10 protein-coding genes and 1 other RNA gene are annotated in these 15,460 nt (G+C 41.6%); 3 read left to right on the forward strand and 8 right to left on the reverse strand.

All coding sequences use genetic code 11. From position 1 onward, the window contains the following. The 6 genes from DC487_RS10970 to rnpB all read right to left on the reverse strand — a co-directional run bounded on the left by DC487_RS10970 (position 1) and on the right by rnpB (position 7,442). On the reverse strand, positions 1-1,425 hold the full coding sequence (locus DC487_RS10970; protein WP_116776008.1) for a Gfo/Idh/MocA family protein: 1,425 nt from the start codon (positions 1,423-1,425) through the stop codon (positions 1-3). Positions 1,426-1,455: 30 nt separating this feature from the next. Continuing rightward, positions 1,456-3,141, reverse strand: coding sequence for a GMC oxidoreductase (locus DC487_RS10975; RefSeq protein WP_116776009.1), 1,686 nt, complete (start codon positions 3,139-3,141; stop codon positions 1,456-1,458). Between the two features lie 32 nt (positions 3,142-3,173). After that, positions 3,174-4,391, reverse strand: coding sequence for a nucleoside permease (locus DC487_RS10980; protein WP_116776010.1), 1,218 nt, complete (start codon positions 4,389-4,391; stop codon positions 3,174-3,176). Between the two features lie 92 nt (positions 4,392-4,483). Continuing rightward, positions 4,484-5,398: a hydroxypyruvate isomerase family protein gene (locus DC487_RS10985; RefSeq protein WP_116776011.1), complete on the reverse strand. Its 915-nt coding sequence runs from the start codon at positions 5,396-5,398 to the stop codon at positions 4,484-4,486. 238 nt (positions 5,399-5,636) lie between these two features. Further along, the gene (locus DC487_RS10990; protein WP_116776012.1) at positions 5,637-6,992 is read right to left on the reverse strand and encodes a sigma-54-dependent transcriptional regulator; all 1,356 of its coding nucleotides are present in this window, start codon (positions 6,990-6,992) and stop codon (positions 5,637-5,639) included. Positions 6,993-7,059: 67 nt separating this feature from the next. Beyond that, positions 7,060-7,442: RNase P RNA component class A (gene rnpB / locus DC487_RS10995), an RNA gene on the reverse strand. A gap of 88 nt (positions 7,443-7,530) precedes the next feature. Here rnpB and DC487_RS11000 point away from each other — a divergent pair. Together DC487_RS11000 and DC487_RS11005 are read left to right on the forward strand one after the other, a co-directional pair. Continuing rightward, complete coding sequence (locus DC487_RS11000) at positions 7,531-8,439, forward strand: DNA/RNA non-specific endonuclease (RefSeq protein ID WP_116776013.1); 909 nt, start codon at positions 7,531-7,533, stop codon at positions 8,437-8,439. 73 nt (positions 8,440-8,512) lie between these two features. Continuing rightward, complete coding sequence (locus DC487_RS11005; protein ID WP_133228535.1) at positions 8,513-8,854, forward strand: hypothetical protein; 342 nt, start codon at positions 8,513-8,515, stop codon at positions 8,852-8,854. Positions 8,855-9,355: 501 nt separating this feature from the next. Here DC487_RS11005 and DC487_RS11015 read toward each other — a convergent pair. After that, the gene (locus DC487_RS11015; protein ID WP_116776066.1) at positions 9,356-9,697 is read right to left on the reverse strand and encodes a zinc ribbon domain-containing protein YjdM; all 342 of its coding nucleotides are present in this window, start codon (positions 9,695-9,697) and stop codon (positions 9,356-9,358) included. Between the two features lie 367 nt (positions 9,698-10,064). On the opposite strand from DC487_RS11015, the gene DC487_RS11020 reads away from it, so the two are divergent. Further along, positions 10,065-12,416 carry an ATP-binding protein gene (locus DC487_RS11020; RefSeq protein WP_116776016.1) on the forward strand — a complete coding sequence of 784 codons (2,352 nt, stop codon included), beginning with the start codon at positions 10,065-10,067 and terminating at the stop codon, positions 12,414-12,416. A gap of 18 nt (positions 12,417-12,434) precedes the next feature. Here DC487_RS11020 and DC487_RS11025 read toward each other — a convergent pair whose 3' ends face one another. Continuing rightward, complete coding sequence (locus DC487_RS11025; RefSeq protein ID WP_116776017.1) at positions 12,435-15,332, reverse strand: triple tyrosine motif-containing protein; 2,898 nt, start codon at positions 15,330-15,332, stop codon at positions 12,435-12,437. Positions 15,333-15,460 lie beyond the last annotated feature (128 nt).

Here is a 15,460-nt window from a genome sequence, read left to right on the forward strand (position 1 = left end):
TTAAAACTTATACTTCATTTCCCAGCCCGAACGGTACTCACGCTTCACGAATTGGTTGACCATATCAAAGTTTGTTACTTTCATATTGTCATTATCCCATAACAATTTCAAGTTACGGCCTGGGTATTTACCATCAACATTCATATCTGCACCGCGGATCGCTAAGTTTGCCATTAGTAGACACTCTGTCAACGGACCAGAAATCTCGAAAGGTGCACTCACCTCTTTCTTGCCATATCCCGCAATACAAGCTTCTACCCATTGTGCGTAGTGACCTGATGCTTGACCTGGCACGCGCTCGTATTTTAAGGCTACTTGCTCTTTACGTGAAGTAGGCAACAAACGTGCATTTTCACCATACGTATCAGCCAAGATTTTACCTTTTGTACCGATCATCAAAATACCATTACCACCATCTCCGAAGATTTCGTTTGCTTCTAATTCTTCTGGACGTGCTGGTTGAATACCACCATCCATCCAATGCAAGGTAACTGGTCCAGCAGTACGATCTGTTTTCGGGAAAGTCATCGTAGCGTGGCTGGACGGAGGACAACTTTCTGGGAATACACCACGTTTGAACTCGTCAACATATACCGTACCCACACTCGCATGTACGTCTTGTACATATTGCAAGCCTAGTACGCTGAAAGGAACTTCTACTAAGTGACATCCCATATCACCTAAAGCTCCCGTACCATAATCCCACCATCCGCGCCAGTTAAATGGTACGAGGTGATCTACGTAATCTTTTTGTGGCGCAGTACCTAACCAAAGATCCCAATCCAATTCCTTAGGAATTTCGGCTTTACCTGCTGGCCATTTGATACCTTGAGGCCATACTGGTCTGTCTGTCCAACAATATACCGTATGTACATCGCCCACTAGACCAGCTTCGTACCACTCTTTTACTTGACGCGTACCATCATTTGATGACCCTTGGTTACCCATTTGAGTAACTACTTTATAGCGTTTGGCAGCATCGGTAAGCACACGAGCTTCCCAGATATCGTGCGTTAAAGGTTTCTGAACATACACGTGTTTGCCCAACTCCATAGCTGCTAGTGCGTGTATAGCGTGGTTGTGATCTGGTCCAGAAACAGAAACTGCATCAATATGTTTGTGCTCTTTGTCGAGCATCTCACGGTAATCTTTATAATATTTAGCTTTCGGGAAGCGACCTCTAGTTTTTGCAGAACGACGATCATCTACATCACAAAGGAATGCAATCTCTGCTTTTCCACTGTCATAAAACGATTTGATATCGCTTTCGCCCTTACCGCCCACACCGATACCTGCAACCATTAGCTTATCGCTTGGTGCTACAAATCCCGATCCGCCCAAGACATGACGAGGAACAATCGTAAAAGCTGCAGCTGCAACCGCCGCTTGCTTTATGAAACTTCTTCTTGAATTCTTATCACTCATGTTTTTTAGTGTTTATTAGGTGTTTTGTTTTTATAGGTTTCCTTTTTTCAATTCGCTAACTGCATAGTCTACCGCACGGGCAGTCAATGCCATGTACGTTAGTGAAGGGTTGACACAAGCTCCAGAGGCCATAGCCGCACCATCGGTCACAAAAACATTTTTCGCATCCCAAACTTGATTATGCTTGTTTAATACCGAATTTTTAGGATCTGTACCCATACGTGCTGTTCCCATCTCATGAATACCTTGACCGAAGCCATATCCACTATCATAAGTATGCACATCTTTGGCACCGACAGATTCCAACATTTCTTGCATCTCAGACATCATGTCTGGTCTCATCTTCTTCTCATTGTCTTTGATCTCCATGTCCATTTTCAAAACCGGCAATCCCCACTTATCTTTCACGGATTTGTCTAGAGAGATCTTGTTTTCATGGTATGGCAATATTTCGCCAAATGCGGTAAAACCGACACTCCAATTACCCGGTTCGGTCATTGCATCTTTCCATGCACCACCAACTGACATCTCGGCTACCTCGCCAGACCAACGGCCACGACTTGCTGCACCTTGATATCCAAATCCACGTACGTAATCGCGTTTCTTATCGTCGCCCGGTACATTTTGGAAACGTGGCACATATAAACCTGTCGGACGACGTCCATAGAAATATTTGTCTTCGAATCCTTCAATTCGTCCACCAGCACCTAGGCGAAAATGGTGATCCATCGCATTGTGACCTAGCTCGCCACTGCTACTTCCCAAGCCACCTTCCCAAACATCGGTAGCGGAGTTCATCAATACCCAAGTAGAGTTGAATGCCGACGCACAGACAAATACAATTTTCGCATAGTATTCATATGTTTTCCCTGTTTCTGCATCAACAATCTCCACACCTGTAGCTTTTTGAGTGTCTTTATCGTACAAGATACGCGTCACGATAGAGAAAGGGCGCAAGGTCAGATTTCCAGTTTTCATAGCTGGCGGCAATGTGGATGATTGGGTACTAAAGTATGCACCGAAGTTACAACCTAACCAACATTGATTTTGATACTGACAATTAACTCGTCCGTGATGAGGAACGGTGATATTGGCGGTACGCCCCATGATAAAGTGACGTTTACCACCATAGTTTTTCTTAATACGCTCTACTAAGTCTTTCTCCACCGCATTGAAAGGCATCGCTGGCATAAAATCGCCATCCGGCAATACATCTAGACCATCTCTATTTCCAGAGATACCAGCCCACTTCTCCGCATAGCTGTACCAAGGTGCGATATCTTTATACCGAATCGGCCAATCTGTTCCGTGTCCGTCTTTCAAGTTAGCTTCAAAATCCAGATCAGAAAAACGGTAACTTTGACGTCCCCACATGAGAGAGCGACCACCTACGTGATAACCTCTGTACCAGTCAAAACGTTTCTCTTCGGTATACGGGCTTTCTTTTTCGTTCACCCAAAAATCTAGATTTTTCTCGTTCAAAGCGTAGTCGCGACGCAGTACCGGATAGTCTTCTTCCATCTGCTGGGTACGACCTCCACGGTGCTCATATTCCCAAGTATCTTTATTAGCATGATAGTCTTTTACGTGTTCTACATTACGTCCACGTTCTAGCATGATAGTCTTTAGGCCTTTTTCCGTCAACTCCTTAGCAGCCCATCCGCCACTGATTCCGGAACCTATAACAATTGCGTCATACGTATTACTTTGTACCATTATCTCGTGTTTTATAATTTCCCAAATACTGTTTATTCTGCATTAGCTACATTTCTCGCTGTCGTGTCTTTAAACATCAACAAGAAGATCACTAACACGGCAAATGCAATTCCGGCTGGAATTAACCAGATGGTCTCCCAATTATGACCACCATCAGCCGTTACATAACTTTCTACGATTTTACCCGACAACAAAGATCCGATCAACATACCTACACCGTAAGTTGCTAATGAGATGAAACCTTGTGCCGCACTTTTAATTTTTGGGCCAGCTAGTTTATCAGTATAAATTTGCCCTGTCACAAAGAAAAAGTCATAACAGATACCGTGCAATACAATACCCATTACCAACATCCAATATCCTTGACCAGCATCACCAAACGCAAAAAATGCATATCTCAAGACCCAAGCCAGCATACCAATACCCAACATCTTCTTGACTCCTAAACGCACAAATAAGAAAGGCATTACTAATAGAAATAAGGTTTCAGATACTTGGCCTAATGACTGTACCGCGGCGGCAGATTGCATACCGATCTCATTCAGATAGATATTAGTAAAGTTATAATAGAAGGTAAGCGGCACGCAGATCGCGATGGATGACAAGAAAAACAATAAGAACGATTTGTTTTTCAACAAAGCAAAAGCTTCCAAACCAAGAATCTCACCGATTGTTGTTTTTTCGTTTTTCTTTGTTGGAGGCGTATCAGGCAAGAATAGACTGAAAATCGCTAGGATACCAGATGCAGCAGCTGCTAAAACAAAGGTTAGCTGCAAAGAATTTGTTTTCTCCCATGACAACCAGCCGATAACTAATCCAGCAATGATCCATCCTATGGTGCCAAAAACGCGAATACCGGGAAATTGTCTTTCGGTATCGGTCAATTGGCGGAAGGAAACAGAATTGGCCAATGCCAACGTAGGCATAAAACAAACCATGTACGCCATGACGATAGGCAAAAAGTCATCAAATGATGTTAATGTGGAAGCGTAATATAATAGCCCCGCACCTACTAGATGCAAAAGACCCAAAATACGTTGTGCTGCAAAGTATTTATCGGCAATCATGCCGATGATAAAAGGTGCGATAATCGCACCAATGGACTGCGAAAGAAACGCAAGGCCTACATCGCTATCGGAAGCGAGTAAATTATTTTTGACAAAAGTGCCTAAAGTGACAAACCATGCTCCCCAAATGAAAAATTCGAGAAACATCATGAAAGACAACTTAAATCTAGTAGCAAAGGACATACAAATGGTTTATAAATTTGTTTTTTAAAAATAGTGAAAAATTCGAGATTCTAAAGATCTATAACAATGTGTTAACAATTCAATTTTAAGGCTTAACGAAATGAATCTACCGCGCGGTAAGATTGAACTAAGCGCTCCTCGCCTTCTTTACCAGACTGAGACATACCGTGTTCCATGCCGACGACGCCTTTATATTCTTTCAGGTGCAACCACTTGAAAATATTTAAGAAATTAATTTCACCAGTGGTCGGTTCATTACGCCCAGGATTGTCACCGACTTGTACATAAGCAATTTCACTCCAGCATAGTTCCATCAGTTTGATGAGATTACCTTCATTTTTCTGCTGATGATACACATCGTATAAAATCTTACATGACGGGCTATCGACGGCTTTGCAGATCTCATAAGTCTGATCGGTATAGCGCAAAAACAAATCTGGTGTATCACTTAATGGTTCTAGCACCATGCTAATACCATGCGGTTCGAAAATCTCGGCACCCCGTTTTAGGCTTTCAATCACATTAGCGGTCTGTACACCAATTGGCAGTCTGCGCTCATAATCTCCAGGAACAACAGTGACCCATTTAGCATTAACACGCTTAGCCACTTCGACAGATTCTCTACAACCTTTCAAGAAAATATCAAGATGCTCCTGTTTTCCAGCAGCTAAAGTATTCTGTCCGTTTCCCCCTTTTGGCACCACAAATACTCCCATTCGCATTCCAAGTTTGGCTAGCAGTTCTCCAATTTGCGTTTGCTCGCGCTCGGAGCGAGAAGGCATACCATTATCTTCGATACTGCGAAACCCTAGTTCATGCATATATTGAATCTCATCTAAAAAGTTTTTGCCCGCACTGGCAGCAAACATACCTTGATGTGGGGCGTAATCGAGATTAAAAGTAGCGTTGGAGTTAGGAGTTGTGGTTGCCCAAGCATTTCCATGTGGCAATACTGTAGATGCACCTACGGCGAGCGCACTTTTTTTAAGAAAATCCATTCTATTCATAACACAGCTTTATACAATTCGATCCGCAATGCACGGACCAGTCAGAAGCTAGTAAGTGTTTACTCATGAATTGTTTTATATTGGTAAATGATTCGAAAGATAGGAAATTCGAAGCATAACATCGATAACAAATCGGTTACAAAATAAAAAAAATCATCTTCTGATTAATCCTGACATGGTGCATGGTGCCCCAATCACAATCTTCAGAAGATGATTTTAGTATAGCGGTGAGTGTACGCTATTGTTCCAGCTTATGCAGCTTTAGTTTAGAATCCAATTCTTGGGTCGACAAGCCAACGGCCTGTGCCACAAGATCCTTACGTCCATTGTATTTACCCAATTGAAAATTGAGATACAATGATTCTGCGTGCTGTTGGTACTCTGCGATAGACTCAAATGCATCTAAATCTACCATCTTACGACTTTTGGAATTAGGTTGCGACGGATTAGCAAATGATTCTACTTCTTTGGCCGTTATATTTTTACCACTTAAAATGATTAATCGCTCGACCATGTTGCGCAATTCGCGAATATTACCTGTCCAAGGCAACGCTTGCAAGGCTTTCATCGCATCGCTCGTAAACTCTTTTACAGGCATGCTATATTCACCGCAGATCTCTTCACAGAAAGCGCGCGCGATAATAGGGATATCTCCTTTCCGTTCGTTCAATGGTGGTACGTGAATTAGAATAACACTTAAGCGATGATACAAGTCCATACGAAAATTGCCTTCTTCGATTTCGCGAAGCAAATCCTTATTAGTAGCGGCAATGACGCGCACATTCACAGAGATCTCTTTATCGCCACCAACACGCGTTATCTTATGTTCTTGCAAAGCGCGTAGTACTTTTGCTTGCGCAGAAAGACTCATATCGCCAATCTCGTCCAAGAAGAGTGTACCGCCGCTGGCTTGCTCAAATTTTCCAATTCGCTGTTTCACCGCAGATGTAAATGAGCCTTTTTCGTGTCCGAATAGTTCAGATTCAATCAACTCCGAAGGAATCGCGGCACAGTTTACCTCAATCAGTGGCGCCGAAGAACGCTCTGACTTCTCATGCAACCAACGCGCAACCAACTCTTTACCAGCACCATTTGCTCCGGTAACTAATACGCGAGCATCTGTAGGCGCCACCTTATCGATGGTATCTTTAATTAAGGTAATGCCGTCTGATTCACCTAAGATTTCTTTTGTCTTAGACACCTTTTTCTTTAAAACTTTGGTTTCTTTCACCAAAGAGCCTTTTTCCAGCGCATTGCGCACCGTGATTAGGAGGCGATTTAGGTCTAAAGGTTTCTCTAAAAAGTCAAATGCACCTTTACGAGCCGCTTCTACCGCGGTCTCAATAGTACCATGACCAGAAATCATGATGAAAGGCGTATCGCTGAATGTTTTGGAAGTACTCAAGACCTCCATCCCATCCATCTTATTCATCTTGATATCACATAATACCAAGTCAATTTTTTCTTTTTTTAGAATCTCCAATGCATCGGTGCCGTTATCCACATCTAGCACCTTATAATCTTCATATTCTAAAATATCCCGAAGCGAACTTCGGATTGGTCTCTCATCATCAATAATCAGTACTGTAGTCATCTATGACAAATATTTAAAGTATCATCAATATATACGAAATCTTCTTATATATCTAGCAAAATGTAAAAAAGAAGCAAACCTTGTAAGCCGGGTTCTGTGTCCAACCGAGATCAGACCTCTATCATTTATCTACGCCTGCATTCGCACACAGACTGTATCAACCTACCCATTGCAGGTGTCCGAAGACAAAAAGCGAGCCGCCCTTTCCGAAGCCTGCAACCTATTTGGTTTTTCAACACACGAGGTTTACCGCGATGCATATCACTACACAAAGCCGTGAGCTCTTACCTCACGTTTTCACCCTTACCTTTTTGCAAAGGCGGTATATTTTCTGTGGCACTTTCTATCGCATTCCGAAAAATGCGCCTTCCCGTTAGGAAGCGTGTCGCTCTACGTTGCCCGGACTTTCCTCTCCTCTACGTATAGAGCAGCGATAGAACCGGTTTGCTTCCGCTGGCAAAAGTAAACAATAATTCATAAACGTTGGTGAGCAATCCCTACAAAGCGGGAAAATACGCTTACCTTCGTGCCTCTATTTATGAAATCATACGCTCCATATATTATCTTGCTGCTATTCTTAGTAGCCGGGTCTTGCAAAGACCTTGTACGTATAAGCCAATCATGGTATGCTCCAGAAACCGATAGCGAGATTACACGAGATACAAAAACCGTCAATGACATACCGCCAACCACAGGCGAAAACAGCAATATGTATCTAGGAAATCCTTCCAACGCGCAACCCACATTTGTACTGAAGAACAATTACTTAATTGACCTACAGTATTATACACTATCTTACGACGCAGACCGAGGTATTCCTAATTGGGTAAGTTGGCATTTAAATAAAGAGCGTTTAGCAAACAACACCAGACGTAGCAATAAGTTTTTAGAATACTCAGAATTGGCCGATGGTTGGTATAAAGTGCACCACAGCAGCTATACGGATACTGGTTTTGACCGTGGTCACCACTGCCCTTCTGCCGATCGGCTAACTTCTGAACAAGCAAACGCAGCCACTTTTTTGATGGTTAATATCTTGCCACAGGCTCCAAATAACAATCAGCAAGTGTGGAACAATTTTGAGATGTATTTGCGCAGCCGCGTAGAACAAGGAAATGAGATCTATATCATCATGGGTTCGTATGGCCAAGGTGGTATCGGCACTCAAGGTTTTGCAACGAGCATAGATCATGGTCGCGTAACTGTCCCATCCAACATCTGGAAAATTGCAGTTATACTTCCAGAAGGCAGCAATGATTTGCAACGCATCGAAGCTGGCGAAGCAGAAATAATAGCCATTGACACACCAAATAGTAATGACGTGGGCTCGTCTTGGAAAAAATACTCCGTAACTGTACGTGCCATTGAGAAGGCTACGGGATATAATTTTCTATCGGAAATCAATGCCCAGGCGCAGGATTCTCTTAAATTGGATCAAGCTGCTTAGCACGCTGAATAAAAAACAACAACTTTACAATTTACTAATATATCACATAAGGGATATTTCATATATTCACACTATGAAAACCTCACTAATCTTTGCCTGTACCTTACTTACTATTTTATTCTCGGCCTGTGCGTCATGGTTTACCAAATATAACAACTACATGGAAGAATGGAAAGGTCAGGATGAGGAACTGGTGTATATGATATATGGCCCGCCAATGCGAAATCAAAATTTAAGGGATGGACGAAAACTTGTAGCCTATGATTTCCAAACTACTGGCTCGGAACAATCATTATACTGCTCGGTAAACTTCGAATTGAAAGACAGTATCGTTATGTCTGCTAAATACACCGGAAATCTTGGCGCCATAAGACAACATGTAAAAGGTCCTTACGGGCCTAAATTGGTGCAATAAATTATAAATTGTTAACAACCAACATCGTGCAAATATTGATACAATTTTATTCTACGTTGTTTTGCCATTAGTAAATCAAACGTACGGGTACTGAATGTCTTAAGATCTTTAGTAAAACTCGTTTTACCTCTAAATACTTTAGTACAGTAGGCCAAAATTTGTTTCAATGTATTCTTATCAAGATCAGACGAAATGATGTTATAGAGCAGCTTCCGAAGGAGTTCCATTTCTCCCAAATCAAAGGTCTGCATCACGCTGTTTGACATTAGATATTGATCGACCATTCTCACCAAATTGATATTCATTTCCTCACCTCCTTATCCTAATTTAAAAAGAGCTTATCTTAACTCATTCTTAATATTAACGTTATAGAAGCGAAAGATGTTTCATGAGTCGGGTATAATGAAATACGGAAAATGTTAACGTACTTATCCGAAAGCAACCTGTTATTATATTTTTTCGGTAGGGTTAAATACGTTTGCTCGTTGTCCTGGTTAATGTTTAAGCCTTCTTTACGAATTCGGACTTCAGTGCCATCGCCCCGAAGCCTTCTACTTTGCAGTCGATATTATGATCACCATCCACTAGACGTATGTTCTTCACCTTAGTACCTGCTTTTATACCTTTGGGTGCACCTTTTACGGGAAGATTTTTGATCACCACCACATTATCTCCGTTTTGCAAGACGTTTCCATTACTGTCTTTCACCGTTAGTTCGCTGCTATCAGCTGGAATTTCGTCGGCATTCCACTCATGTCCACATTCTGGACATATCAATAAGGCGTCCATTTCATAGACGTAAACGGATTGGCAGTGTAAGCAAAGAGGTATAGTCGTACTCAATTTAATTTTTCTTAGATCACCAAAGATACGATATATTGACACAATTGGCCCATTTTAATCGCAGGCAACGAACCGCTACTTGATTGCAAGACTCCCCAACTCGTAAACACGCATACCAACAAGAATTTTACAATAAAAAGAATTTACGAATATTGATATCTATCAAACATCTGAATGTCAGCCCTGCACAAGTATAAACAAGTGATGACACAAAAGGAGTAGTAACAAATTAAGGCTATTATAAATAAACACCCCTATAATTTGGTCGTTAAACACACTTAATAATACGAAAAATCTTATTTTGCGTAAAATATCTATCTTCCAAAAAACGAGTACAGGTCATACTATTTAACCTAAAATCTACACCATGCTTAGTCGACTCCAGGTTTCTGCTAACGAAGAACATCGTATCCTTGACTTAAAGGTTTATGAAACGCCTAATTCTTGGCAAGAAAAAGAGTTTGCCCGCATTACCGAACTTGCCTGTTTACTATGTGAAACCCCTATTGCACTAATAAAATTAATAGATGAAAGCGAAATTTGGCACCAATCCAAAGTCGCAATAAATACAGAAGAGATCTTACTCATTGAATCCTTTTGCAAGCACACAATAATCGGGGAAGTGCTTTTTGAAATATCAGATACACTGTTAGATACTCGTTTTGCGCATCATATCGCTGCGAAAGGTGATTCAACTATTCGATTTTATGCTGGCTATCCTCTCATCGACAGCTACGGAAATACGATAGGGATCTTATGTACTATGGATCATATGCCCCGTACATTGAATGAAGTCCAAAAACGTGCTTTTGCACTTTTAAAGGAGGGTCTTGTCGATCTTCTTCTGGAAAAAAAACAACAAGACGAATTTCGATCTTTCGAACGTATGTTTCGCTTATCACCGCATTTGATCTGCATTTATCGTCCGGACACACCATTTTTAAAGATCAATCCCGCTTTATGCAAATTGACGGGATTGGGCGATAATACTTTTAAAAGTGAACATTGGCGCGATGTAATCCATCCGGATGATTGGGAAAATGTGCTTTCTGCATTCAATACAGTTTCTTCAGATGATACCGAAGTGGTCATCATGACACGTGCAAAGTCTGCTTCGGGAGTTTTTAGAAATATTGAGTGGGTAATTTCTTTAGAACACAAGATCGGTCACTTATATGCCTTAGGGCGTGACATCACGGATGAACAAGCATTGAACAAAGAATTGCGAAGCACGACGCAGTTATTATCCGAGACAAATCAAGTCGGACGTATTGGAGGTTGGGACATTGATATGGATAGCTGCCAGCTTCGCTGGACAGAAGTGACTCGTGAGATTCACGCGGTCTCAGAAGATTTTGTGCCCAATGTTGATAACGCAATAAGTTTCTACAAAGACGAAGAAGTCAGGAAACAGGTCCGCGAAGCAGTGGAAAATGGTATCCAGTTTGGTACACCTTGGTCATTAGAAGTTCAAATTATTAATGCCAAAGGCACTACAATCTGGGTACACTCCTTGGGAAAGGCAGAAATGCGTGATGGTCGCTGCCATCGCCTCTATGGCACATTTCAAGACATCGATGAGAAGAAAAAAATACAACTAGAAAGCGAAAATTCTCGAGCAGTATTACAAGCATTCGTGCAACATAATCCAGCTGCTGTAGCTATGCTCAATCGTGAATTGCAATATATTGCGGTCAGCGACGCTTGGTTGCGAAATTATCAATTAATGGGCAAAAATGTGATCGGCAAATCCTACTATGATTTATTCCCTTTCATCACAGCTCAGGGCAAAGCGCGTCATCAGCGCATTCTTGCCGGTGCTATTGAACAGCACCCAGAAGATAATAATTTATTTGAAGGAAGTGAGTTTACCGGTTTTTGTTCATGGGAAATGCGCCCTTGGCATCTCATTGATGGCAACATTGGGGGCATTATGATATTTACGCAAGATGTAACTCACCGAATTGAACAACGTCACAAGCTGATAGCCGCAAAAATCGAGGCTGAAGCAGCTAGTAACGCTAAATCTGAATTTCTTGCTAATATGAGTCACGAATTGCGCACACCACTCAATGGTATATTGGGTTTTGCACAGTTGGCTTTGCATTCTGGTAATGAAGCAGATAAAAAGCAATTTATTGATCTGATTATCAAGTCTGGTCATAACCTGTCTACAGTAATAAATAATATTCTCGATTATAGTCAGCTGAAATCTGATAAAATGGCCGCTAATACCGAGAGAACAGATTTGCATCTACTCATTAAAGAATCTATCGAAGAGATGATGCCAGAAGCAAATTCAAAAAGATTAAGATTAACTAGTCATCGGGAAGCGGAAATTCAACGTTTTATTTGGACAGATTCAGTTCGCTTACGCCAAGTGCTACAGAACCTACTTAGCAATGCTATCAAATTTACAGAACTGGGTGAAATCGTGCTTAGAGTAGATCGATTAGACGAAGATGATAACTTTGCAACCTTAAGGTTTTCGGTATCAGACACTGGAGTTGGGATATTGCCAGAAAATCAAAAATCAATTTTCGAAGCATTTACGCAGGAAGATAGTTCTTTGACGCGAAAATATGGTGGGACTGGATTAGGACTGCCCGTATCAAACAAGTTACTACACACTATGAATAGCTCGCTAAAACTGCACAGTAGTCCAAACGTAGGAAGCACCTTTCACTTTGATCTGCGCGTGAAAGCTACGCACCACTAAGAGGACAGCATTCAGTAATTAGATACTATTGAGATAAGAACTCAATGATATCGGTGTATCTACATTCAATTTTTTACGGATGCGATAGCGATGCACCTCCACACCACGTACGGATATATTTTGCAATTGCGCAATCTGTTTTGTGGTAAAATGCAAACGTAAATAGGCACACACTTTCAAATCATTTCGCGAAAGCGATGGATGTTTGTCGGTCAATCTTTGCAGGAAACCATCATTCAACTCATCGAAATGCACCGCAAACTGATCCCAGTGCAGTGTATTCTTATCCACATCTTTCAGCAGAGCAGTGATGCGTTTTAAGTCAGACTCGTCGGCTGTGCCCGACTCTATCTTGCCTAGTTCTGTTCGAAGTTTATGCAATGCGTCCGCATTTTCCATGAGTTGCATACTCGTACTCGCCAACTCCTTTGTTTTGATTAACACTTCATCTTCCAAATGTTCTTTCTGTAATTTGATAATCTCTCGTTCGTTTTTATCCAGTTCTAATTGGTAGATATACCGCATTCTATTAATTTCTTCTTCATGCTTCTTTTGTCGATTAAGCCATGCTGCCTGCTGCCATCGCACGGCTAGGAAGAAGGCACAAAGCAATAATATGGTGTATATAATCCAAGCTAATCGAGTAGCATACCATGGAGCCAAAATGCTAAATTGATAACTGACGACATCGGATTCCAATCCCAAATTGCTCTTTACCTTGACCCGAAAAGAATAATCTCCACTAGGCAGATTAGTATACGCTTTTTGTCTTTCTGAAGTCCACGCCGACCAATGATTATCATACCCTTCTAGTTGATAACTATACAGGAGATTGGCATGCGTACCATAGCTTGGTGAAGAATAATGAAAATGAAAACTATTGTAACCTGCTGCCAATGTGGGAACATGGTATTTATCCCTAGGTTTATGATCTCCAAATCCTGCATACAATAGCGAGTCCCTATCTCCTACGACCAACACTTTAGAAAATACTAGCTCCGGTTTCTCACTATTTTCTACGTACTTTTCGAGATTGATATGCAACATACCGCGCTCGGCGCCTATGTAGGTATTGTTGGTATTGTATGGATAAATATTCTCAAAACCAGTCGTGTGCAGTCCTTCAATCTCTGGAAAGTAGATCAGTTGATAGCGATCTTGGTGCGAGTGGTATTTGACCACTCCTACCCTTTTTGCACTGGAGAACCAAATATTGCCAGCCCCATCTTGCCTAAGGTATCTGATAGGTAAGCCAGCAAAGATCTTTAACCGATTATGTGGTTTAAATACTTTTTCTTTTCGATCAAACGCAAAGATCCCAGCCTCTGTAGCAAAGAGGGCTCTGCCATTCCAACGAAAGACATAATTCTGATAGGAAGAAGGCAAACCATCTCTATCTGTAAAAAGCTGTGTGTTGTAGCTTTTATTGTCCGCATTGACGAGTATTTGATAAATTCCACGGTAAGGGTGTGATGCCCAAATGTAATTTAGCGTATCTGGCATCAAAAAACGATAAGAATCAAGATGACCTTCTAACGCGCCTCTGTATCGACTCCCAGTCGGATCATGTGTAAAAAGGTCTAAACCTTGGTAAGTTCCCATCAGCGTACTTGGCGCATTTTCGGGATCTTGCTTTACACTAGGCCATGGCAGAAAGTTCCAAGTTCCGGTTCGCGTAGCGATGGGTGTTGCTTTCAAATTTTCAATTCTGAAGACTCCACGATTATGTCCTAGCCACAGGTTCTTATTTACTTCGTCAAGATGCCACGCCTCGCCACCATCAGTGCCCGCTATCATGTGGAACTGTGCACGTACTTGGCTGTGATCTTGAATTTCATTTGATAGCGGCGCGGCAAATAATCCATTAGAGGAAGCGATGTACAGTTGCTCATTCATAACATAGCTCGAATAACCGGTCACATCAGCTTCCATACTTGGTCGGATGTATTTGATCGCACTTCCATAACTAATCAATGCAATGGCGTTATCTAATCCAGCCCATATATTCTGCTGCTTGTCTACAAAAACCGAGGATACATTATTATTTGGAAGGCCTTCGGCTGTACTGATCCGTTGCAAAATATTTCCACGCGCATCGCGAATCAGGCAGCCTTCCATCGCTGATGCAAATACATACTCTGCATCATTGATCTTAGCAACAGATGGCGTATACACATCTTTTGCATCGGAAGGACGCATAGGCAAGCTTTGGTATGATTTACCTTTTAGAATATACATCCTATCGGTAGAAGTGGTAATGATTATTTCATCTTCGTTGCCAGACAATACGCCCGTTACCAACTGTTTTCTGAGGCTGGGATCGCCCTGCAGCAAATGCCATTTACCATCAATAAATTCTGAAAACCCCAAATGGATATCTTGTGCAAATAAGCGACCGCCAGCAGTACCCAAAAATTCCCAACGATTTTTGGCGGGATAAACGTGCATCTTTCCATTCAAAAGTCTGAAAATGGCGGCATGTGCCCGAAAAAAGACAGCATTTTGATAACCGACGGTATTCCACACATCGGCAAATCCAGCATAGTTGTGGCCTAATTTCTGACTTAATGAGGTATAAGCTAAAGACTGCCTTTGATCAGCTTGAAAATAACCAAATTCACCTTGTCCACCCACGTAAACACGATCTTGGGGATCAATAAATAGCGAACGAACAATCGTCTGATTAGATAAACTATGTTTGGACCACGTATTACCATCGAAGACGATCAAGCCTTCATTGTTGGCAAAGTACATCAGACCTCGGCTATCTTGTCCGATCTGCCACGTACGGCTGCCGCCTTCAAAATCAGCTTTTGAATAACTATATAGCAGTGGTGTACCCAACTTATTCTGAGCAGCAGCTGGCACACTCCAGCCATACATGACAGCAAAAAAGCAACAAAAGATATACTTCATCTAAATTTATAATTACGTATCAGAATACGTAGGCAGCGCTACAAATATAGCAATTAAGCCCATTTTCAGCACATGATGTAGTAATGAAGTAGTGGGTTTATTGGTGGCTATTCCGTGGTTTTTCTACA

The organism is Sphingobacterium corticibacter (assembly GCF_003076635.1).
GTDB classification, from domain to species: domain Bacteria; phylum Bacteroidota; class Bacteroidia; order Sphingobacteriales; family Sphingobacteriaceae; genus Sphingobacterium; species Sphingobacterium corticibacter.